Genomic DNA, 21,613 nt, shown 5'->3' with positions numbered 1-21,613 from the left:
GTTGAAAACCTCTTACTGTTTGCCCGATTTACCCAGCGCTTTAGCCACCAGTTGTTCGTAGAGTTCGGCGTAGGGTTCGACCGCCTTGCACCAGTTGAAAGGCGCCGCCATGGCCCGGCAACGCATGGCGTTGAGCAGGCCGGGGAAGGCGAACACCTTGAACGCGCGGCTCAGGGCTTCGCGATAGCTCTCCACGGTGGATTCGTCGAAAAGAAAACCGGTCACGCCGTTTTCAATGGTGTCGGCCAGGCCGCCGGTATTGCGCGCCACCGGCAATGAGCCGAAGCGCTGGGCGTACATCTGGCTCAGGCCGCAAGGTTCGTAACGCGAAGGCATCAGCAGGAAATCACTGCCGGCAAACATCCGGCGGGCGTCGGTTTCATTGAAGCCGATGTGCACGCCGATTTGCCCGGGGAAGCGCAACGCCAGCTCACGCATGGCTTGTTCTTCTTCCGGTTCGCCGCGGCCGATGATCGCAATCTGGCCGCCATTGGCGACAATGTATTCGGCCACCGCTTCGGTCAGGTCCAGGCCTTTCTGGTAGACAAGCCGCGAGACCACGGCGAACAGCGGGCCTTCAGAATCATCCAGGCCGAATAACCGGCGAACGTGCGCCGCGTTGACTGCTTTACCGTCCCAGTCGCCGATGCCGAACGGGCAGAACAGGTGCGGATCGGTGGCTGCGTCCCAGCTTTCATCGATGCCATTGGGAATCCCGCTGAGCAGACCTTGCTGGGTCTTGGCGGCGAGAAAACCGTCGAGGCCGCAGCCGAAGGCCGGCGTGGTGATTTCCTGGGCATAGGTGGCGCTGACGGTGGTGATGTGGCTCGAGTAGGCCATGCCGGCCTTGAGGAACGACATCTTGCCGTAAAACTCCATACCTTCCTGCTGCAAGGCATGCACGGGAATACCGAGTTCCGGGCATGAGCCGAGGCTGGTGACGCCTTGGTACGCCAGGTTATGGATGGTGAACAGGGTCGGGGTGCGTTGGCCACGCCAGTGCATATAGGCAGGGGCCAGGCCGGCGGGCCAATCGTGTGCATGCACCAGATCCGGGCACCAGTGAATTTGTGCGAGGTTGGCGGCGATATCGGCGGCCGCAAGCCCCAGGCGGGCGAAACGAATATGGTTGTCTGGCCAGTCACGGCCGTTGTTGGCGCCGTAGGGTGAACCTTCGCGCTCGTACAGTTCAGGGCAGATCAACACGTAAATGACCAGGCCGTCGGGCATGTCCATGCGCCCGATCTTGCAGGGCGGCAACGCGGCGTGCCCGCCCAGTTCACCGATGATATGAATTGGATTTTCGCTGTTCAGCACTTGCGGGTAACCGGGGATCAACACCCGGACATCGTGCAGGTGAGCCATGGCTCGCGGCAGCGCGGCGGAAACGTCTCCCAGGCCACCGGTCTTCACCAGATCGGCAATCTCCGAGGTGACGAACAACACTTTTTTCTTGTTGGGATTCTGACGGACTACCGGTGCCAACGCCTTGGTGACCGGGACGCTGACCGATTTGGCGGTAAGGGCTCCTACGGTGCTGGCTTCGCCGACCTGTTGATGAGCACGTTCTCCCTGAACATCTAACGCCGTATTGATCATATGCATCTCCCCGTGTTGTTGATCTGATTCCAAACCTGGCACAAACGGTGTTGGCCAATTCCTGTGGCCGGGCGCAAACGCGCTACGCATCGGTGAGCAAGTGCTGCCCATGCGCTGTAGCTCAATGGGTGAAGTGGCTGTTGCAAGGAATGCACCAGTCGCTGTGCCCTACCTTTCAGCTGACCTGAAGCCAATACGAAAAGTTTCTATTTATTTCACCGAATGACCAGTCGGTTTTATTCCCCGAAAACAGTCTAGGCCAGAACCTAGAGCGGGGTGGTCAACCGGACAAATTGTTCGACAATCGGTTGGGGGAGGGTACAAAACACACGGGCTTTATGGGGAAACGCACCGACGAAGGGCAGGTTTGTTTTTTGGGGTGGGTCAAATCGGGACCGGGAAGTCACGCTAGTTGGGCGCGATGGAATAGGGATTGCACCATTTCGGTGCGCAGGATTTAGGAGGGTGTGGTGGATTTGAGGGACTCTTCGCGGGCAGGCCTCGCTCTCACAGGGGAATGCATTTCACATGTGGGCGCGCGGCTTGCCCGCGAAGAACGATAACGCCGTCTCAGCCCAGCAACCGAATCGGCGCCCCGGTCGCCCAAGCCTGAATGTCCTCGATCATCTGCGAAAAGAACAGCTGATAGTTCTGTCGGCTGACGTACCCGACATGGGGCGTGGCCAACACATTGTCCAGGGTTCTGAACGGATGATGGCGGGGCAACGGCTCGTGCTCGAACACGTCCAGAGCTGCGCCCGCCAGGCGCTTTTTCTGCAGCGCCTTGATCAGCGCCGACTCATCGACAATCGGCCCGCGCGCAGTATTGACCAGCCATGCCGTGGGCTTCATCCAGTCCAGCGCCTGAGCGTCCACCAGCCCTCGGCTGCGCTCGCTGAGCACCAGATGGACTGACAGCACATCGGCTTGCTCGAACAGTTCCTGCTTGCTGACATAGGTCACGCCGACTTCGGCCGCTCGTTCACTGGTGAGGTTTTCGCTCCACGCAATGACGCGCATGCCGAACACCTGGCCGAATTGGGCAACCCGTTGACCGATACTGCCCAGGCCGAGGATCGCCAGCGTCTTGCCCTGCAAGTCGCCACCCAGGCCTTGCTGCCAAAAGCCCGCGCGCAAGGCGTTGGCTTCGGCCACCAGGTTGCGGGTCGCGGCCATGATCAGTGCCCAGGTCAGTTCTGGCGCGGCATGTTTGTAGCTGTCGGTGCCGCAGACCTGGATGCCCAGCGCGGCGGCGGCCTTCAGGTCCAGGGCGGCGTTGCGCATGCCGCCGGTAACCAACAGTTTGAGGGTGGGCAAGCGCCGCAGCAGGTCTTCGTCGAACCGGGTGCGCTCGCGCATCACGCAGATCACCTCGAATGCGCCCAGGCGCTCGGCCAGGGTTTCGTTATCGGCCGGGTAGTCATGGATAAAACTCACCTGGCCGATGCTGTCCAGCACTGACCAGTCCACCACGTCGCGCGCCACGTCCTGCCAGTCATCGATCACCGCAATCTGCACCGCCATCAGCCTTACCTCATCAACGAACGGGATTGGTTTTGTTCAGCCAGCCGAGCAACGCCTGATGAAACTTCGCCGGCTCCTCCATCTGCGGCGCGTGGCCCAGACCCGGGAATTCAATCAGTGTCGACTGGGGGACCAGCTTCGCCACTTGCTTGCCGAGTACATCGTAATGACCGATTTTCGCCTTGACCTCAGGCGGTGCGATGTCTTTGTTGATGGCTGTGGTGTCGGAGGTGCCGATCAACAGCAGGGTCGGCACTTTCAGGTCCTTGAACTCGTAGTACACCGGCTGGTTGAAGATCATGTCGTAAATCAGCGCCGAGTTCCACGCCACCGCTGTTTTGCCCGGTCCTTTGGCCAGGCCTGCGTACATGTTCACCCAGCGGTCAAACTCGGGCTTCCAGCGGCCGTCGTAATAGGTGGTGCGTTGGTAGTCATGAATACCTTGCGCGGTCACTTTCAGCTCGCGCTCATACCATTGATCGACCGAGCGATATGGCACGCCGAGGGCTTTCCAGTCTTCCAGGCCGATGGGGTTGACCAGCGCCAGTTGTTCGACCTGATCGGGGTATTGCAGCGCATAGCGGGTGGCGAGCATGCCGCCGGTGGAGTGGCCGAGCAGGGTCGCCTTTTGTATGCCGAGGGCTTTGAGCAGTTGCTGAGTGTTGCTCGCCAGTTGCTGGAAACTGTACTGATAGTGGTCCGGTTTACTGGAGGTGCAGAAGCCGATCTGGTCCGGGGCGATGACCCGGTAACCGGCCTCGCTCAGTGCCTTGATCGAGCTGTCCCAGGTGGCTGCGCAGAAATTCTTGCCATGCATCAACACCACGCTGCGGCCGTTGGCCTTGCCTTGGGCGGCAACGTCCATGTAGCCCATTTGCAGGGATTTGCCCTGGGATTGAAAGGCGAAATGCTTGACCGTGTAGGGGTAGTCAAAGCCCTGGAGTTCCAGGCCGTATTCTGGTGTTTCGGCCTGGGCCTGGTTCTGGGCATAAACGAGAACCGGCAGTGCCGCCGTTAGCAGCAGGCCGGGTAACCAGCGGGAAAGGATGGGCGACATGGGGAAACTCCACAGGAAATCCGCCGATGCTGGATTGGCGTGATTAGGGTGACATTAAACGCAGTCAAGCCATTCCCCTCGCGATGCACTCTTTTTGTAGCAGCTGCTACGGCGAACGCCGATACACGGGGCCTTTCGTTCAACCCATCCAGCCCAACGTGGCCATTGCCAGTACGCCATAGCGGGCACCCTTGGCGAGGGTCACGATCATCAGGAAACGCCCCAGCGGTTCGCGCATGACGCCGGCCACCAGCGTCAGCGGGTCGCCGATGATCGGCACCCAACTCAGCAGCAAGGACCAATGACCGTAGCGCAGATAATGTATTTGGGCTTGTTGAAGATGACGAGGGCTGACCGGAAACCAGCGCCGCTCGCGAAACCGCTCGATGCCGCGTCCCAGCCACCAGTTCAGCAGCGACCCCAGCACGTTGCCCAGCGTTGCCACTGCCAACAGCGACCAGAGCCAATACCGGTCGCTGAGCAACAACCCCACCAGCACCGCTTCGGACTGCAAGGGCAGCAGGCTCGCGGCGCCGAACGCCGCGAGAAACAACCCGATGTAGGCACCGAACATCAATGGGCGGGGTAGTCCGCCACCACCACGTCAGTGCCATCCTTTTGCAGGCCGATCACCTGATAGGCATCGCTCATGCCGTCCATTTCCATCCCGGGCGAGCCCATCGGCATACCGGGGGCAGCAACTCCCAACAGATCGTCACGTTTGCTCAAGGCCAGCACTTGGTCGGCCGGCACATGGCCTTCGACGAACTTGCCGTTGATCAAGGCGGTGTGGCACGACGCCAGGCGAGGCGGTACGCCGTGTTGTTGCTTGAACTGGCTCATATCGGCTTCGACGTGGTCTTCGACCTTGAAGCCGTTGGCTTCCAGATGGCTGACCCATTTTTTGCAGCAGCCGCAATTGGCGTCGCGGTGCACTTCGATCGGGATCAGGTCGGCGGCCTGGGCCAGGGAGGAGATGAAGAGGGCGCTCAGGGCGGCCAGACGCAGGTGGGTTCGCATGGGAGTCTCGTCTCGGGTTACGGCCAAAAAGGTGCATTTTGACTCTTTTATCCGACTGGGCATTGCGCGAGTGTTTCTAAGTTATACAAGGTCGGCTGGCCAGATCATCGCAGGTTGATGCTGTCAGCTGAATGAGCGAGGAATGACAAAAATGTCAGGTGTGCCGTCTGAGCGTCGAAAACCGGCGCTCAGGGGGCGACAGTCAACGCACCTTGAACCGCCCCATGATCGCGCTCACCCGGTTGTTGGCCTCCAGCAATTGCCGGGTGTTGAGTTCGCTGGCCTGACCGCTTTGCACCAGTTCGTCGACCATGTGGCGGATCTGCACCATGCTGCGGTTGATCTCTTCGGTCACGGCGCTTTGCTGCTCGGCGGCCGTGGCGATCTGGGTGCTCAGGCTATTAATGTGGCTGACGGAGCCGGCCATTTCATCCAGGCCGGAGTTGACCCGGGCCGTGGCATCGGCGGCTGACTGGCAGCTGGCCTGGGTGTTTTCCATGGCGCTGACCGAGGAACTCACGCCTTGGGTCAGGCGAGACAGCATTTCGTTGATTTCCGAAGTGCTGGCCTGTGTGCGGGCGGCGAGGGCACGGACTTCATCGGCAACCACCGCGAACCCGCGACCTTGCTCACCTGCCCGGGCGGCTTCGATGGCCGCGTTGAGCGCGAGCAAGTTGGTCTGCCCGGCAATGGCGCCAATCACCCCGAGAATCTCGGTGATGCGCTGGGCGTCCTGTTGCATGCTTTCGACTTTATGGGTGGCACTCGCCACTTCGCCGATCAGCGCCACCACACTGCTGGACGCTTCGCCGACCACCACGCGGGAGCGATCGGCGTGTTCGTTGGCGCGCTGGGTGAAGGCGGCAGTCTCGGCAGCGTTTTGCGCGACGCTGTCGGCGGTCGAACTCATTTCGGTGATGGCGGTGACGGTCTGATCGGTTTCCGAGGCGTGACGCACCAGAATCTTGCTGGTATGCGCGGAGGTGCGCTGCAGGTTCTCCAGGCTCGACGCCATTGCGCCGGTGGCCTGAGTGACTTCGCCGATCATGTTCTGCAAGTAGGCAATGAAGGCGTTGACCGAATGGCCGATGGCGCCCAGTTCGTCTTCGGCGCGGATGGTGATGCGTCGGGTCAGGTCGGCATCCCCCGTGGACAAGGCATCGATGTTGGCTTTCAAGGCTTTCATACGCTGGATCAGTTGGCGGATGGCGTACACCTGCAGCAATACCAGCAGGATCACCATCGGAATCTGCAACAGGCTCAAGGTGCTCAGCACATCGTCACGCTGGGCGGTGATCAGCCGGGTCGGCAGGGCGGTGGCGAGGAACCACGGCGTGCCTTCGATCGGACGCATGAAGAAGGTGCTGGCTTCGCCGTTGTCATCGAACTCGACCCGTTGCAGGGGTTGGTCACGCTGCGCCAGACCAGCCTTGACCTGAGCGGCAAACGGCGAGTTGGCAGCCAGCTCGCTAATGTTTTTCAACACGATCGGCCCGCTGATTCGCGAGCTGTTGCTGATGATCTTGCCGTCGCCCTCGACAATCAGCATCTCGGCGCCCAGGTCTTTTTCCTTGCGCGCCACCAGGTCGTTGAAGAAACCCAGGGTCACGTCGATGGTCGAGACACCGTACGCCGCGCCGTTTTTCTGAATGGCCATGGCGCAGTTGGTGCGCGGTTCGGCGCTGGCATCATCTTTATAAGCGGCGGCCCAGGCACATTGGCCGCGCGGGGTCTGCATGCCGCCCTTGTACCAGGTCTGGTCGTAATAGTTGGGTGCCGCGTCGCTGTTCCAGAACGTGTTGACCGCCAGTTTGCCCGAGGCATCGCGGTGCCAGAAGGTGCTGAACTTGTTGCGCCCGGCTTCGCGCTGACCAGGCAACGGCCAGATCCCGCCACCAAAGACCTTCAGTTCACCGTACTGATCGACCAGGCCTGGCAGAACCGTGTCGATGGCGGCGCTGTCGAGCAGGGGAATGGTCTGGGTGATGCTGCGCTGCTGGGCTTGCACCTTGTTCAGTTCACCCTGGATCTGCTCGGCCACTTCGGCGATGCGATTGAGGGCAACTTGTTCTTCGGTGTGACGCAGCTTCGGCGCGACCAACTGGCTGATGCCAGCCACGGTCAGCACGGATAGCAGCAGGATGAACAGGACCAGAAACAGCGTGTAGCGAGCCTGAATGGTACGGAATGCGGGCATGGGACCGGTCCTTGTGCAGCGTTTTTATTATTGGGTAGGGGTTCGAAAATCGGCGGCGTCGAAGGGCTATCGGCGCGCGAAGGCTGAGCTTTAGGTACGGTCGTGCAAGATTTGACTGGGGTGACGGGGGGGTGGGCGGGAAGTGTCGATCTCGGTCCCCATTGGCAAGGGCGTGAAGGCCAGGGCCTGACGTGGTCGGTTGTGTTGGCCCGCTCGAACTGTCGAGCGGGCCAGGCAACGGCTACCGGTCGAGCAACTTCATGACCTCTTCCGGATAGCGCAAGCCAGCGGTGGCATTGGCCGGGAATATCGCTTCAAGGGCCTGCAACTCTTCGCGGCTCAGTTTCACCTCCAGCGCGGCCACATTTTCCTCCAGGTATTTACGCTGTTTGGTGCCCGGAATCGGGATCAGGTAATCCCCTTGAGCCAAAACCCAGGCTAAGGCCAATTGGCCGGCTGTCACGCCTTTGTCGGCGGCCAGTGTTTGTACCTGCTGCACCAGCAACAGGTTTTTGGCAAAGTTTTCCCCTTGGAAACGTGGGCTGAAGCGACGGTAGTCGTCTGCGGCGAAGTCATCCGGGCTTTTCAGTGCCCCGGTCAAAAAGCCCCGGCCCAACGGGCTATAAGGTACAAAGGCCACGCCCAGGCGCTGGCATGCGGCCAGGCAACCGTTCTCTTCCTGATCGCGGCTCCACAGCGAATATTCACTTTGCAGGGCGCTGATCGGATGAACCTTGTGCGCTCGCTCCAGTGTATCGACCGAGGCCTCACTCAATCCCAGGTAACGCACCTTGCCGGCCCTCACCAGTTCGGCCATGGCGCCGACGGTTTCCTCGATGGCCACCTGCGGATCGATGCGGTGCTGGTAATACAAATCCAGGGTTTCCACGCCCAGGCGCTTGAGGGTGCCGTCGATCGCTTCGCGAATGTATTCCGGGCGACCGTTGACGCCACGCGCGCCGGGGTTGGACGGGTCGCGGACAATGCCGAACTTGCTGGCCAGGAACACTTGGTCGCGCTTGCCGACAATCGCCTTGCCGATCAGCTCTTCGTTGGTGTGTGGGCCGTACATGTCTGCCGTGTCGAGCAGGTTGATCCCCAACTCCAGCGCGCGATGCAGCGTTGCCGTGGCTTCGCGTGTGTCCACGCCGGTGGTGTAGAAATCGGTCATGCCCATGCAGCCCAGACCGATGGCTGACACCTGTGGTCCGTTCTTGCCCAGTTGACGTGTTTGCATGAAATGAACTCCCTGTGGATGTAGGCGCTTAGTGTCGATCTCGACAGAACGAAGATAAACCGGCTAAAAGTGCTATCACTGTTCGTAATTTCTAAATAATCATCGAGTCCTGACCATGGATCGTTTAAACGCCATGCGTGTATTCACGCGAATCGTCGAACTGGGCGGCTTCGCCAAGGCGGCGGACAGCCTGCAATTACCGCGTGCCTCCGTGACCATTCTGATCAAGCAACTTGAGGCCCACCTGGGCGTGCAACTGCTGCAACGCACCACCCGGCAAATCAGCCTGACGCTCGATGGCGCAGCCTATTACCCGCGTTGCGTGCGGTTGCTGGCGGATCTGGAGGAAACCGAAGCCGTGTTTTCCGCTGCTCGCCACAACCCCAAAGGCCTGTTGCGAGTGGATATGCCGGCGGGAGTGGGGCGTTTGATGGTGATCCCGGCATTGCCGCAATTCACTGCACGCTATCCCTTGATCGAGCTGGAAATCGGTTTGAATGACCGGACTGTGGATCTGATCCGCGAAGGTGTCGATTGCGTGTTGCGGGGCGGCTCGGCCCTGGACGAATCACTGGTGGCGCGACCGCTGGCCACACTGGATCAGGTCACGTGTGCGAGTCCCGAATACTTGCAACGTTGCGGGACTCCGCGGTGTCTGGAGGATCTGAAGGGGCATCAGATGGTGGAGTACTTTTCCAATAGCACGGGCAAACGCTACGGACTGGAGTTTGTCGTCGATGGGCAGTTGCGGTTGATCGACCTGCCCAAGCACGTCGCGGTCAACAGCTCCGATGGCTATCTGGCGGCGTGTGAGGCGGGATATGGCTTGGTCCAGGCTCCGTATTATCACGTTGCCCGTCAATTGAAGGAGGGACGTTTGATCGAGGTCCTGAGGGATGTGCCGCCACCGGGTATGCCGCTGACGGCGCTCTATCCTCCTCACCGCCAGTTATCCCGGCGGGTTAGGGTATTTGTCGACTGGCTGGTGGAACTTTGCGCTCAGCCGGGTAATGACTTTTACAGGAAACCCTCACGCGGCTGAGCGGGCTCCAATGGATGCATCGGCGCAGCGCTGGCTTCTCGTGGCGCTCGCGTTCTGCTGCAAATCGTCATGCAACTGTTGCATGTATACGCAGCCCAGATCGAGGGATCGAACCTGCACGCCCCGATGAAACAGGGCGAACCAGCCATTGTCACCTGACGTAGGCATCAAGCCGGTAAAGGCGAAGCCCAGCGCCGAAAAACTGCACAAGTCCCGGGCGAAGTGCCGGGACAGTTCGAGCCGTGCCGAGATCACCCAGTGCCCGGGCAGTTGCCGGAGTTGCTCAAGTAAATCATTGTTCAAATGCTGAATGATAATGTCGACCCGATGCTGATGTTGTTCAATTTGCAAGGACGTGGCGAGGCGCGGAGTGTCCTGGTGGGTTCCGAACACCGAGCACAGGTGCTGCATAAGCGCCCGGCAGCTTTCGGGCCATTGGATATCGGGGAGTGGTCGTGTGTGTCCTTCGATCATGTGGCAACACATCACCATGGTTTCCGGAAGTGGTTCGCCAAATGGCGAGGGGACGTAGTCGGGAAGCAGTCCAGTGTTGTGGAAACCGAGTTTTTTTGCGATGCGTTGCGTGTAGGGATGGTGGGTCACTTGCATGATCGAGGCGCTTTTAAGCCCCAGAGAACCTGCCTGTCTCAGCAGTTCGCGGCCCAGACGAGTGGCGATGTCCTGCCCCTGCGCGGCGGGATGTACCACGGTGAGGGCCAGTTCCGCGGTATTCGAAGGTGTGTCGCGTCGCAACGCGGCATGACCGAGGACGGCTGTGTCATCCACAGCCAGCATTGATTGCCAGTGACCCTCGGCATTGTGCTGATTGATCATGTTCGGCAGGTAAACATCCGGCTGAGCGTAATGATCGCCGTAGACTTCTTGAAACAATCGACTCACTGCGTTTGCATCGGAAGGGCGGTAGGCGCGAATTATCAACGGGGTCATCACACGAACTCCTGCAAGGGAACGTCATACACTCGCAAATCCAGCACCCGCAGTTGTTTGCCCGAGCGAGGGTGGAGTTTCAGGTCTGTGGTTGCGCAAGGCAGTACTCGAAACTCCAGCAGACCCTCGCGGCTCAGGTCGTCGATGGCGGGGTAGTGGGCGAGCAGCGCTTCACGCAATTCGCGGAGCACCGGTTCGACGGCTTGTAACTGAGGTTCGGGCACCCACTTCACGCTCAGCAGATCCTTGGGGCCGGTCTGCTCGATCAGCAATTGCCATTGTTCGCTGCGCGCTACACGCTGGACGATCTCGTGTATTTCTTCAGTGAATAGCGACAACACACCGACTCGTACTCGTTGACTGTGGGCACTGCGCCCTTTGAGCGCGAATTTACGCCTCGGGGTTGCGGCCGGCTCACGCCAACAGGCACGGTCGCCCACTGGGTAGCGCAGCAGCGGCATAAGCCGGCGTGTCAGGTTGGTCAGTACCAACAACCCGGTGCGATCGCACTCTTCAATCACTTCACCGGTGTGTTCGTCGACGATTTCCAGCAGGGTTTGTTGATCGAACACCCGATGCTCGCCCAATGCGCAGTCGCGATCGCTGGCGCCTATCAGCCCGGCGTCTACGCTGGCGTAGCCGATCGAGGCGATACGGGCATTGGGGAACATTTCCCCAAGGATTGCCAACTGCGGAGCAAACAGGCTTTCGCCGGCATATAACAGCGTCTCAACCCCGTACAACACACGCCGATGCTGCGCCAGGTAGGCGCAGAATTGCAGCAGTTGTGCCGGTACGCCGGCCAGAACGTTGATCCGATGCCGCTCTATGGCATCCGCCAATACGTCCGGCTCGACGTTTCCGGTAAACGGAAATTCGCAGATGGATCGCTCGACATAGGCCAGGGAGTCGTGGACGAACAGAAAGCTGGCGTAGAGATCCCCTGAAAAAAACAGGTTGGCAACCCGGTCGCCATTGTCCAGTTGAGCTGAGAGGCTGGCGCCGAACGTGCTGACCAAGGCTTGCCATTCCTCGTAGGAGTAAACCGCAAGTTTGCCTTGGCTGGTCGAGCCTCCGGTTTTTAATACCAGTGCATCATCGACATCTCCGGTCAGGACTGACCAATGACTCAAGTCGTTGCTACCGGACCAATAGTCGGCCACATGGGTTAATGGCAGATCTTTTAAAGTAAACCCGTTCTCGGGCAAGTGTTCCAGATGTTTATGGTAGAAGTTGGAGTGTTGTCTTATATAAGGTACAAGTTGTTCAAGCGAATAAGTTGGCTTCACGGGATTCTCTTTTATAGTGGGCGTCTTGCGTCGACTTCTCTTATTTTCGTTGATCGATAACTAAGGGGGTTTTGCCACTGTGTTTGTTTCGGGTGAATGCTTGTTCAACGCATGTTGTCACCTCCACAATTAAAAGTTCAGCGCGCACCGCATTCGCCAAGGCTTCGTGGGTCAGCAGTTTTTCGTGTACCCACTCGGCGTCTGCATCCGCGAGAACGTACATGCGTTCGACCCCGTTGGCGGTGTGGTCCAGGACCACTTGAATGGGGGATCCCACACTGAGTTCCAGCGCCGCGGGCGAAATGAACTCCGTGCCAATGCGCACCAGTTTGTCGTGTCGCTGCAGCAGTTCGAATCGCGGCGTCTCCAGTCCGCAAGGGCAGGTTCCGGGTATCCAGCGGCCGGTGTCGCCGATGTCATATCGGCGCACGTGCTGACCCTGCCGGGCGCGTGACGTAAACAGCAGGCGGCCGATCTCATTGGCCTGTACCGGCGCATCCTGTTCGAGCTGGACGATTTCCAGATGCTGGATTTCGCTCATCAAGTGGAATACGCCGTCCGCCGTTGCCCGGCAGGCATGCCCCAGGGGGCCTGCATCGACGGAGCCATACATGGCGGAGCGAATCGTCGACACCCCACAGCTTTCCATCAGGCGCCGACTGGCTTCTCCCGGATGTTCGCCGCCAAGGAATACTTTGCCGATACCGGCATAAGCGCGAAGTCGGGCCTGCTCTTTGAGAAACAGCCGATGCAACGTGCTGGGCATGCCGATCAGCACGGTGACACGCTGCTCCACGATCAGTCGGGCGATTTCGCTGAAGTCATCGTCCTGGGGAGCCCCCATGGACAAATGCACAACCCCCATCCGTTCAAGAATGTTGGAACAACTGAAAAAACCACCATAAAGGTTGCCGCCGTAGAACAGGTTCATCACCCGGTCCAGTGACGGATCGAGCCCGACGCAGAACATGCCGTCGGCCGAGGCGCGCATTTGTCGATGAAAGTCTTGATAGCTGAAGCCAGCCAGCGCCGGGGTCCCGCTGCTACCGCCGGAGCGGAAGTACAGCTGTGCTGCGGACCCGATCGGCTGGGCCATAAAAGTGTCCTTGTCCATGATCGGGTCATGGGATGTGTCGGGGGCGGGCGGAACTGGGTCGAGCGTTGCACGACCTGTTAAGACATGCTGGGGCAAACTCACCGAGAGGCGGCGACTCAGACGCGACAGCGCGTAGACGCCATCGTGGGGCTCGCCGGTGTATCCGTCATGGATCGATTCGCAAGGTGCAATGCGACTGACGCCGGCATTGACCAATGTTCGAACGAGCTCAGGCGTTTTTTCCGAGGGGGACATCAACGCGCAGCTTTGCAGGAAGTTGCGCCAGGGCTGCAGCGTCTCGGCGAGCAGATACTGAGGAACCGGTTTGAGCACAATCGTACGAAACAACGGTGACGGCGCGAGCTTTTGATGGTGCTCCCAGATGACGCGCCATCCGAGGCCAGTCCACACTTGGCCGGTCTGATTGGCATAGCACTGATCGAGCCGTGCCATGGCGGTGCGGGTGGTGATTTCCGATGCTTCCTGATCTGTCGGCGTTAATGCCGGCCAGTGTGGGGCGCGACGGTTGAAGGCTTCGGCCAGTCGATCTCCGAGGTTCTGCAAGACGGCCGGATCGTTGCTGTCCACCAGCACCCATTGAGGACTGGAACACGCTTGTTGATCCAGTCGACAGACCTCATCCGCCAGGGCATCGAGCGCCGAAGGCGACGCCGCGTCAGGCGACAGATAGGCGAAGCTGATCTTGTGTCCCCAATCGATCCAGCGACAGCCGGACGGGATCTGCTGGCGTATCGATTTAAGCGCCGCTTCTGCGCCCCAGGCGGATACCCCATCGGCCTTGGCGCAGAGTTGAGCGATGCACGAGGTGTTCACCGGCAGTACCGCTACGAATTCGGCCAGTCTGCCGCTGGTGTCGCACTGAACAAGGGCGGCGAGCAATTGTGCGGTCAAACCCTGATCGCTGGAGCTGGGGCGCAGCCAGTTGATGTTGCCGGCCAGCAGGCTTTCGAGGATCGCGCAGAACGCCAGCATCGGCGCATTGCCCGGGGTGATATGCACCACCAGCCCCAATGGATGCCAGCTTTCGAAGCTTGGCTGGCGGTAGTCGATACGCCGCAGTGAACGCGGTTGCGGGCCCAATTCCCGTTCAAGCTTGGTGCTCAGGTTGCTGCGCTGGCAGAAGTCGATAAGCCCCTGACATTGGTCGTCGTCCAGGGGCAGATCCAGGCTGCGAGCTTGCAACTGCGTGGCAAAGCAAGCGGCGGACTCGATCACGATATCGCTGTCGATCGGCGTAGCCAGCAGCCGGGGCAGCGGTTGCTGAAGGAGTTCGAGGGCGCTTTGGGCAGAGATGTCGTCGTGCAGTTGGCCATTGATCAGGTACATATCAAGCTCCCCCGATCAGTTCTGAAGCGGCCATGGCACAGCTACGACTGGCGCTGGTGCCGGCACGTCCATGCAGTTCGAACCAATCGGTCGTCAGGCCGCATCCGCAACTGGCGCCGGGGTGCAACGTTGCCAGATCGCCCATGACCACAGCATGAGCAGGGCTTGAGGAAATGTAGGGGGAGACGAATTCCAGCAAACCGCGCTGGCCGTAGGGCTGGACAGTGAAATCGGATGGGTTGCGCACGAAAACCTTCGAGTAAATCGGTACATGAAAATGATGGTGGGCACACTGGATATAGGGCACGGCATGCTCTACGGCGCCGTAGCCGTCCCGGCAGCGGGACAGGTCGATACCCAATTGCCGGTTGATGCGGGCATACAACTGATGCAGGGGAATCTCCTGTGCCGCCTGGGTTTTCCAGCCGCCCCCCAGCAACACCAGTGACTGGGCAGGCAACTGCAAGTCGGCCACGCCTGTGTCCTCCATGTGCTGCAGTGCATGGGAAAGGAACGCCGGAAAACCGAGAATGCGAACGGGCAATCCTTCCTCGGCAAACTCCTGCAGGGCGCGAATGACACCGAAGAGGTCGAACTCGTGGCCTTTGCCGGTCAGGCGCAAGCCGTAAGCGGCTCGGTTGACGGGGGCATAGCTACACAGAAATTGATCGGTATAGGCCGTGCCCAGGGTAATGACCGCCTCGGGTTCGTAGCTCAGAAGCAAATAATTGCAGGGGCTGTCCGGGGTGTCCCAGCCGTAGTGCCGGAAAATGTGGCTCACCATGCCTTGGGCGGCGACCATGCTGCGATGGTCGTAGCGCATGCGACTCTTCTGACCGCTGGTGCCGGATGAGGTCATCTCCAGCGCGCCTTCGCCTGTGTGACTGATCAGCAGATGACGTTTGAAGTAATTGGCGAAAATCGGCGGCAACCTTGACCAGTCATCCAGTGTCTCGAGAGTGCGGGCATCAAGGCCATTGGCGTTCAGCCAGCGTTCATATCCGGGCGTGTGATGACAATGAAACAGGCTGATTTCACCCATTGCCTGATCGAACAGACCTTCTGGCATGGATTCCAGGCAATAGGGTTGCGTTAACGCGCAAAGCGCATCGGCGTGGGGTAGATGGATCATCAAAAGACCTATGGGGTGGTATCAGACGGCAAGCGTGATATGAGAGCGACGCAGAAACAGTCGTAAGGGCGCCAGGCACAAGAGTCCCGTGAGGCCGGCCATCAGGGCGAAGGCTTCAAGGCTGTCACCGGCACCCAGTGCGGCGATAATTGAGCCGCCGCCACCCATGACGGCAATGGAGATCATGCCGATCATGGCCGAGACCAGGCCTTTGCTGTCGTCGCTGGAGAACAGGGCGAGCCGGTACAGCGCGGCATTGCTCATGCCGAGACCGATGGCGTAAAGCGATAGGCAACTGACCAACAGCACCGTTGAAGCACCGGTGAACGTTATGGTGATCAATGCAATGAGCCCGCCGCAAAATGGCCAGAGCGCATATCGAATCAGTTGAGGCAGTTCAGTGTTGGCAATCAATCGGTTGAGTATCAGATTGCCGAAAATGACGGCCGTAAATACCGGGATTTGCCACAGGCCATACTGCAGAGGAGGAAGTCCCTGGCTCTGGATCAGCAAGATTGGCGCCAAGCCGATCCAGGCAATCAACGGCAGGCTCATTAGTCCCAGGGCGACGGTAGCGCTCAGGAATTGTGTGTTGGTGAGCAACGCGGCGTATCGGCGCACGGTGCCGTTCCATTCAAAGGGCACTGCGGCCAATTGTTGACCGTCCTGGCGCGCGGTGCCCACGGTTTCCGGCATGAACAGGTAAAGCCCGAGCCAGACCGTCGCGCCGCCGACACCCAACACTAAAAACAGCTCCCGCCAGGAAAGCCATTCCAGCGCCAGGCTGCCGAGCAGGGGGCCGAGCAGCGGGGAGAGCAGCGCAACGTTCCCCAGCAACGCCATGATTTTTACCGCGTCGGCTTCGCAGAAAACTTCTTGCAGGGCTGGATAACTGACTGCAATGACAAATCCCAATCCGATGCCCTGAATCAGGCGCAAGCCGTTGAAGGCAAGAATGCTCTGCACATAGAACGCCACGGCACAGGCCAGGGCGAACACCGCACAACCGATGAGCAACAGCCTGCGACGACCGAAGTGATCGGACAATGGTCCGATAAGCCACTGCAGAAGAACGCCGCCAATCAAGTAAAGATTGAAGGCATATGGAACGTGACTCGTACTGGCATCCAGTTGATGGGTGACGGTCAACATGGCCGGCATAATCATATCGCTGGCCATATAAGTCAGCAGTTCGAAAAGAGTGATTGCAAGACAAAAACCGAATAATCGAGGCGGACTTATATCTATCAAAGGTTTGCGCATGGCGTTCCCGTTGGTGCTGGAGTTGGATAAGGCAGCAGAGCAAGAGTAACCATGGCTCATGAATAATTACATGTGCTTATGTGAGGCTAAGAGTTTCAATACTTTTCGTTATGTGTCTGGCTGGAAGTTCAGGGGAAAGAGGAGTGGGGTTTTGTAAATAAAATTACAGAGAAATAAGAATAGTCCTACACAAAAATGCCCGCTATAGAGCAGGCATTTGTACGCGACTTGTAGGGTGATTTCTTCGTCTTGTGAGTGAATGGTAAGTTATTCACTGGTCAAGAAAGCAGTTTAACGTTATCGACGCTGATAGTAGCCGTGTCCGTCACGGTCGTAATGGTGGCCGCCATGCCAGCCGTTATTAGGAAAAATGATGCAGCCACTCAGGGTCAGGAGGGCGAGCAGTGGAATCAGCTTTGTGATTCGACGGAACATTTTAAAAATCCTCATGGTTATCGCCGCAATGAAGTCAAAACTCTTCATCGGCTGTAACATGAGACCCCGTTTGCAGCCCCGCATTCGCGCAGAACTGTAGTGGTTTGGTATGCAATCGGATACAAACCGGATACATTTTTTTGGTTCAGGAACCCGTAATGACCCAGTCGCAACGTTTGAAATACTCGATTCTGATTTCCCTGGTGGTACTGGGGATCATGTTCGGCCTTTCCTGGCTGCAGAACGCAGGGTTCATCAGCGAGAAGCTGTTCCAGTACATCGCCATTGGCGTGGCGGTGGTCGTGGTGGGGATCAATGGCGTGATGCGTCGCAAGGTCAAGCCTTGAGCGACGCCTGCTGGCCTGATTGCTCGCCATGAAGGACGGCGACAGCCTGTGGATGCAGGCTGTAGCTTTTGTCTGGATTGAGCGTGATAACGCCTTCACTGCACAGGCGTTTCAACACTTCGCGGACACTGAGAAAGGACAGGGGAATGTCCAGGTCCAGCAAATGACTGTGCACACCGCGCACACCCAGGCTGCGGTCGCCTTCGGCGGCGCTTAGCAAGGCGTCGATGACTTTCAGGCGAATCAGGCTGGTCCGCAGGCCAAAGCACTTGAGCAAAAACCTGATCCGTTCGTTACCCTGGCGTTCGGTCTGTTGATTGCAAGCACCGGAGCTCATGGCGCTGCCCTTTGATGCATGGCTACCATCCGTTGGCAGTTGCGGGTTGTACATGCAAAAACTCCTTTCCAGAGCCTGATCATGAAAATGTGATGGGTGCTCTTGATCAATAAGACGAACGAGCCGGGAAATAATGAAGACCTGCATGTAGAAAATTTGTCGCCGCGACGTCAGCGCTCTGTGAGAAGGGCATTTGGGGATGCCCTCGAAGACCTAATTTTTTTGGTGTTCGCTTCGTTTTTCTGGAAGGCGCATTGCGTGTCATACGTCTTTTCGATCAGGAGCGAGCGTGATTATTTCCAGGCAGTTAACCAGGTTGAGCCTGGCGGGTGTGTTTCTGGGGCTGAGCCTTGCGGCAAACGCGCGCAGTCAGCCAGAGCAGGCGACGGCCGACATCCGTCGAACCAGTTTCGGCGTACCGCATATCCGCGCCGAAAACGAGCGCGGGCTCGGCTATGGCATTGGCTATGCCTACGCTCAAGACAACTTGTGCTTGCTGGCCAATGAGATCGTCACCGTCAATGGCGAGCGTTCGCGGTATTTTGGCCCGGAGCAGGTGACGCTCGAGGAGCGCGGTAACCTGGCCAGCGATCTGTTTTTCAACTGGCTGAACACCCCTGAGGCTGTCGCCGGTTTCTGGCAGGCGCAAACTCCGGAAGTCCGTGAGCTCATTGAAGGCTATGTGGCGGGTTACAACCGTTCGCTGACAGAGCGTCGAGCGCAGGGTTTACCGCAGCAATGCCAGGGCGAATGGGTGCGCGCAATTACCGCCCAGGACCTGGTCAAGTTGACTCGTCGATTGTTGGTCGAAGGCGGCGTGGGCCAGTTTGCCGAAGCACTGGCCGGCGCGACTCCGCCTAAAGCCGTCGCTCATGCGGCAGGCGACCCGGCGTCGTTCCAGTTGGCGACTTCACGCATGCAACGCTTCGCTCTGGATCGAGGCAGCAACGCCGTGGCGGTTGGCAGCGAGCGTTCGTTCAACGGTCGCGGAATGCTGCTGGCCAACCCGCATTTTCCTTGGGTGGGCGGGATGCGTTTCTATCAGATGCACCTGACCATTCCCGGCAAACTGGATGTGATGGGCGCCGCGTTGCCCGGTCTGCCGATGATCAACATCGGGTTCAACCAGCATCTGGCATGGACCCACACCGTGGACTCGTCCAAGCACTTCACCTTGTATCGCCTGCAACTCGATCCGAAGGAGCCGACCCGCTACCTGCTCGATGGCAAGTCCTTGCCAATGAAAAAGCAGACGCTGACAGTCAGCGTGAAGCAACCCGATGGCCAGACCCGGCAGATTTCCCATGTGGTCTATAGCTCGGCGTTCGGGCCGATTGTGCAATGGCCCGGAAAACTGGACTGGAACAATCAGTTCGCCTATAGCCTGCGCGATGCCAACCTGGACAACGACCGGGTCTTGCAGCAGTGGTACACGATGAATCGTGCCGCCAGCCTCAAGGATTTACAGGCTTCGGTGCACAAGATTCAGGGGATCCCGTGGGTCAACACCCTGGCAGTGGACGATCAGGGGCAGACGCTTTACATGAACCTGTCAGTGGTGCCGAACGTCAGTGCCGAGAAGTTGGCCAAGTGCAGCGATCCGCGAGCGGGGTTACAGATGATCCTGCTCGACGGCTCCAACAGTGCTTGTGCCTGGGACGTCGACCCGCACGCCGCGCAAAAAGGCATTTATGCCGCAGACAAATTGCCGCAACTGCTGCGCAAGGATTTTGTGCAGCATTCCAACGATTCGGCCTGGATGGCCAACCCGGCACAACCGCTCACCGGTTTCTCGCCATTGATCAGTCAGGACAGCCAGCCATTGGGGCTGCGTTCGCGCTTCGCCCTGGAGCGCCTGAGCTTTTTAAACAAGGCGGGTCCTATTGCGGCGGCGGATCTGCAACACATGGTGATGGACGATCAGGTGTATCAGGCGGCCCTGGTGATGCCGGACCTGCTGCAATTCTGTGCCGCGGACCTCGGCACCGATGCGCCGACGCTGACGCCCTTGTGTGCCAGTCTCAAGGCTTGGGATCACCGAGTGAATCTGGACAGTGGGCTGGGCTTTGTGCATTTTCAGAACGTCATGCTGGCGTTGCAGCAAAGCCCTGACTTCTGGCGTGTGGCGTTCGATCCGAAGGATCCGCAACACACCCCGAGTGGCCTGGCCACCGAACGGCCGGAAGTCGCCAAAGCGGTTCGAGCGGCGATGCTGGCTTCGGTAGAGAAGGTCGAGACCCTTGGCCTGAAGGCCGACAGCCGCTGGGGCGATATCCAGGTGGCCAGCAGTGGCGGGCAGCAAACGCCGATCCACGGCGGGCCGGGCGCGCTGGGTGTGTATAACGCCATTCAAAGCGTGCCGAGAACCGACGGCAAACGTGAAGTCGTCAGTGGCACCAGCTATTTGCAGGTGGTGACGTTCGATGACAAGGGGCCGCAGGCTCAGGGTTTGCTGGCATTCTCGTTGTCCAGTGACCCGGCGTCGAAGTATTCCCGGGACCAGACACAGGCCTTTTCGAAGAAGCAGTTGAGTGTGTTGCCGTTCACCGAGCAGCAGATCACGGCTGATCCGCAGTATCAGGCTCAGACGATCCGCGAGCAGGATGAAAAGGTGGGAAAGGTCGCCGCGCAGTAACAGCGATAGCGTTTAAATGAAAAGGTGAAGGCCGTACCCCGCAAGGGTCGCGGCCTTCAGCTTTTTGGGGCTTGTTGAGGCATTGAGTTGAGGACCGGATTGCCGTCCTGGTTGCGGGTCAGGTAGACCGGCAGCACCTTGGGCAGCGAAGCCACCAGGTTATTGAGCTCTTTGATGTTGTAGATACCGCCGAGGCGAATCGAACCAGCGCTGTGGTCCGCGAGCATCACCGGTTTGTTCAGATAACGATTGATCAAGGGCAGGGCATCGGTCAGCGCCAGATTATCAAGCACCAGTTTGCCGCTGCGCCAGGCCAGCGACTGGTCGTTGGCATAGGTCTGGCTGATTTGTGGCGTGAAGTCGCCGTGCCTGTAACGTGCCTGCATCGCAGGTTCCAGGCGTAGACCGTCGCCGGGCAGGGCATCGTTGCTGGTCACCAGCACGGAACCCTCGATCAGGTTCACGCGTACCTGGTCTTCATACATCCAGACATTGAATTGGGTGCCGGTGACACGAATCCTGCCGTCGCCCGCCCTGACAATGAACGGGTGCTGCAGGTCGTGGCTGACGCTGAAGAAGGCTTCGCCTTTTTTCAGCGTGACACGACGTTGATCCTTGTAATTGCTGAACGTCAGTTCACTGCCCAGGTTCAGCTCCACCTGGCTGCCGTCACCCAGCGTGACCTGACGAACATTATCGGTCGCCTCGAAATGCTGGTAGGCATTGGGCAGCCACCCCAGGTTCCATCCGGTATACGCCGCCAGCGGCAGCGCCAGGGCGCAGACGGTAGCGGCGATGCCGAAGGTGCGCCAGGGCGTTGTCGGTTTGAGCCGAACAGCCGGTGTGACGGATTCAGGACGAGGCAAATCCCCCGCAACATCCCAGATCTCCAGCATGGCTTCGTACTCGAAGGCGTGCAGCGGATGGGCATCACGCCATTGCTCGAACGCCAGGCGTTCCTCTGCCGTGCAGTCGCTGGCGTGCAGACGCATGCACCAGTGCGCAGCGGCATCGGTGATGGCGTCGTATTGGGCTTGCGAGAGAGAGTGGTCGGTCATTGACTCATCCTGATTTCCTGCATTCTAACCTTGAGGGGAAGCCTGCGAGA

The 21,613-nt window shown here is 59.1% G+C and carries 16 protein-coding genes and 2 pseudogenes; 3 read left to right on the top strand and 15 right to left on the bottom strand.

Features of this window, described 5'->3' with window-relative positions; translation table 11 throughout:
- Window positions 1–12: 12 nt before the first annotated feature.
- The 8 genes and pseudogenes from glgA to FFH90_RS16970 form a co-directional block, all read right to left on the bottom strand.
- Entirely contained in the window at window positions 13–1,599 is a 1,587-nt protein-coding gene (gene glgA / locus FFH90_RS17000; RefSeq protein WP_138867646.1) for a glycogen synthase GlgA, read from the bottom strand.
- 570 nt (window positions 1,600–2,169) lie between these two features.
- Window positions 2,170–3,123 (bottom strand): D-2-hydroxyacid dehydrogenase family protein, encoded by a 954-nt coding sequence (locus FFH90_RS16995; protein WP_138867645.1) that lies wholly within the window; start codon window positions 3,121–3,123, stop codon window positions 2,170–2,172.
- A gap of 13 nt (window positions 3,124–3,136) precedes the next feature.
- The gene (locus tag FFH90_RS16990) at window positions 3,137–4,180 is read right to left on the bottom strand and encodes an alpha/beta fold hydrolase (RefSeq protein ID WP_018926118.1); all 1,044 of its coding nucleotides are present in this window, start codon (window positions 4,178–4,180) and stop codon (window positions 3,137–3,139) included.
- 139 nt (window positions 4,181–4,319) lie between these two features.
- Window positions 4,320–4,754 (bottom strand): YqaA family protein, encoded by a 435-nt coding sequence (locus FFH90_RS16985; RefSeq protein WP_138867644.1) that lies wholly within the window; start codon window positions 4,752–4,754, stop codon window positions 4,320–4,322.
- Window positions 4,754–5,200 carry a DUF411 domain-containing protein gene (locus FFH90_RS16980; protein ID WP_018926116.1) on the bottom strand — a complete coding sequence of 149 codons (447 nt, stop codon included), beginning with the start codon at window positions 5,198–5,200 and terminating at the stop codon, window positions 4,754–4,756. Before FFH90_RS16980 ends, FFH90_RS16985 begins: the two co-directional genes overlap by 1 nt.
- 202 nt (window positions 5,201–5,402) lie before the next feature.
- A pseudogene (locus FFH90_RS30730) lies at window positions 5,403–5,930 on the bottom strand (methyl-accepting chemotaxis protein); the annotation flags it as partial.
- A 333-nt stretch (window positions 5,931–6,263) separates the two neighbouring features.
- Window positions 6,264–7,397, bottom strand: a pseudogene (locus tag FFH90_RS30725) (cache domain-containing protein); the annotation flags it as partial.
- Between the two features lie 241 nt (window positions 7,398–7,638).
- Window positions 7,639–8,634 carry an aldo/keto reductase gene (locus FFH90_RS16970; protein WP_064618145.1) on the bottom strand — a complete coding sequence of 332 codons (996 nt, stop codon included), beginning with the start codon at window positions 8,632–8,634 and terminating at the stop codon, window positions 7,639–7,641.
- 115 nt (window positions 8,635–8,749) lie between these two features.
- Between FFH90_RS16970 and FFH90_RS16965 the strand changes: the two genes are divergently transcribed.
- Window positions 8,750–9,676, top strand: coding sequence for a LysR family transcriptional regulator (locus FFH90_RS16965; RefSeq protein ID WP_111453580.1), 927 nt, complete (start codon window positions 8,750–8,752; stop codon window positions 9,674–9,676).
- Here the strand turns inward: FFH90_RS16965 and FFH90_RS16960 are convergent.
- Genes FFH90_RS16960 through FFH90_RS16940 form a run of 5 tightly spaced genes read right to left on the bottom strand, consistent with a single transcriptional unit; the run spans window position 9,665 to window position 16,751 of the window.
- Window positions 9,665–10,624: a GNAT family N-acetyltransferase gene (locus FFH90_RS16960; protein ID WP_138867643.1), complete on the bottom strand. Its 960-nt coding sequence runs from the start codon at window positions 10,622–10,624 to the stop codon at window positions 9,665–9,667. The two genes, FFH90_RS16965 and FFH90_RS16960, sit on opposite strands and share 12 nt — an antisense overlap.
- Window positions 10,624–11,913, bottom strand: coding sequence for a phenylacetate--CoA ligase family protein (locus FFH90_RS16955; protein WP_168206170.1), 1,290 nt, complete (start codon window positions 11,911–11,913; stop codon window positions 10,624–10,626). The genes FFH90_RS16960 and FFH90_RS16955 overlap by 1 nt, the downstream gene beginning before the upstream one ends.
- A 40-nt stretch (window positions 11,914–11,953) precedes the next feature.
- Window positions 11,954–14,356 (bottom strand): aldehyde dehydrogenase family protein, encoded by a 2,403-nt coding sequence (locus FFH90_RS16950; RefSeq protein ID WP_138867642.1) that lies wholly within the window; start codon window positions 14,354–14,356, stop codon window positions 11,954–11,956.
- Window position 14,357: 1 nt separating this feature from the next.
- Window positions 14,358–15,488, bottom strand: coding sequence for an acyl-protein synthase (locus FFH90_RS16945; RefSeq protein WP_168206169.1), 1,131 nt, complete (start codon window positions 15,486–15,488; stop codon window positions 14,358–14,360).
- A gap of 21 nt (window positions 15,489–15,509) precedes the next feature.
- Window positions 15,510–16,751, bottom strand: a complete 1,242-nt coding sequence (locus FFH90_RS16940; RefSeq protein WP_138867641.1) for an MFS transporter — start codon at window positions 16,749–16,751, stop codon at window positions 15,510–15,512.
- Window positions 16,752–17,344: 593 nt separating this feature from the next.
- On the opposite strand from FFH90_RS16940, the gene FFH90_RS16935 reads away from it, so the two are divergent.
- A complete protein-coding gene (locus tag FFH90_RS16935; RefSeq protein ID WP_138867640.1) occupies window positions 17,345–17,533 on the top strand; it encodes a hypothetical protein in 189 nt (62 codons plus the stop codon).
- On the opposite strand, the gene FFH90_RS16930 is transcribed toward FFH90_RS16935, so the two are convergent.
- Window positions 17,523–17,924: a hypothetical protein gene (locus FFH90_RS16930; RefSeq protein WP_018926106.1), complete on the bottom strand. Its 402-nt coding sequence runs from the start codon at window positions 17,922–17,924 to the stop codon at window positions 17,523–17,525. The genes FFH90_RS16935 and FFH90_RS16930 overlap by 11 nt on opposite strands.
- Before the next feature lie 235 nt (window positions 17,925–18,159).
- Between FFH90_RS16930 and FFH90_RS16925 the strand changes: the two genes are divergently transcribed.
- Complete coding sequence (locus tag FFH90_RS16925) at window positions 18,160–20,505, top strand: acylase (RefSeq protein WP_138867639.1); 2,346 nt, start codon at window positions 18,160–18,162, stop codon at window positions 20,503–20,505.
- A gap of 56 nt (window positions 20,506–20,561) precedes the next feature.
- Here FFH90_RS16925 and FFH90_RS16920 read toward each other — a convergent pair whose 3' ends face one another.
- On the bottom strand, window positions 20,562–21,563 hold the full coding sequence (locus FFH90_RS16920) for a FecR family protein (RefSeq protein ID WP_111453586.1): 1,002 nt from the start codon (window positions 21,561–21,563) through the stop codon (window positions 20,562–20,564).
- Window positions 21,564–21,613: the final 50 nt, after the last annotated feature.

The organism is Pseudomonas sp. ATCC 43928, from assembly GCF_005938665.2.
Taxonomy (GTDB): Bacteria; Pseudomonadota; Gammaproteobacteria; order Pseudomonadales; family Pseudomonadaceae; genus Aquipseudomonas.
The sequence above is the reverse complement of the archived record's forward strand: the minus strand, read 5'-3'. Positions and strand labels throughout refer to the sequence as shown.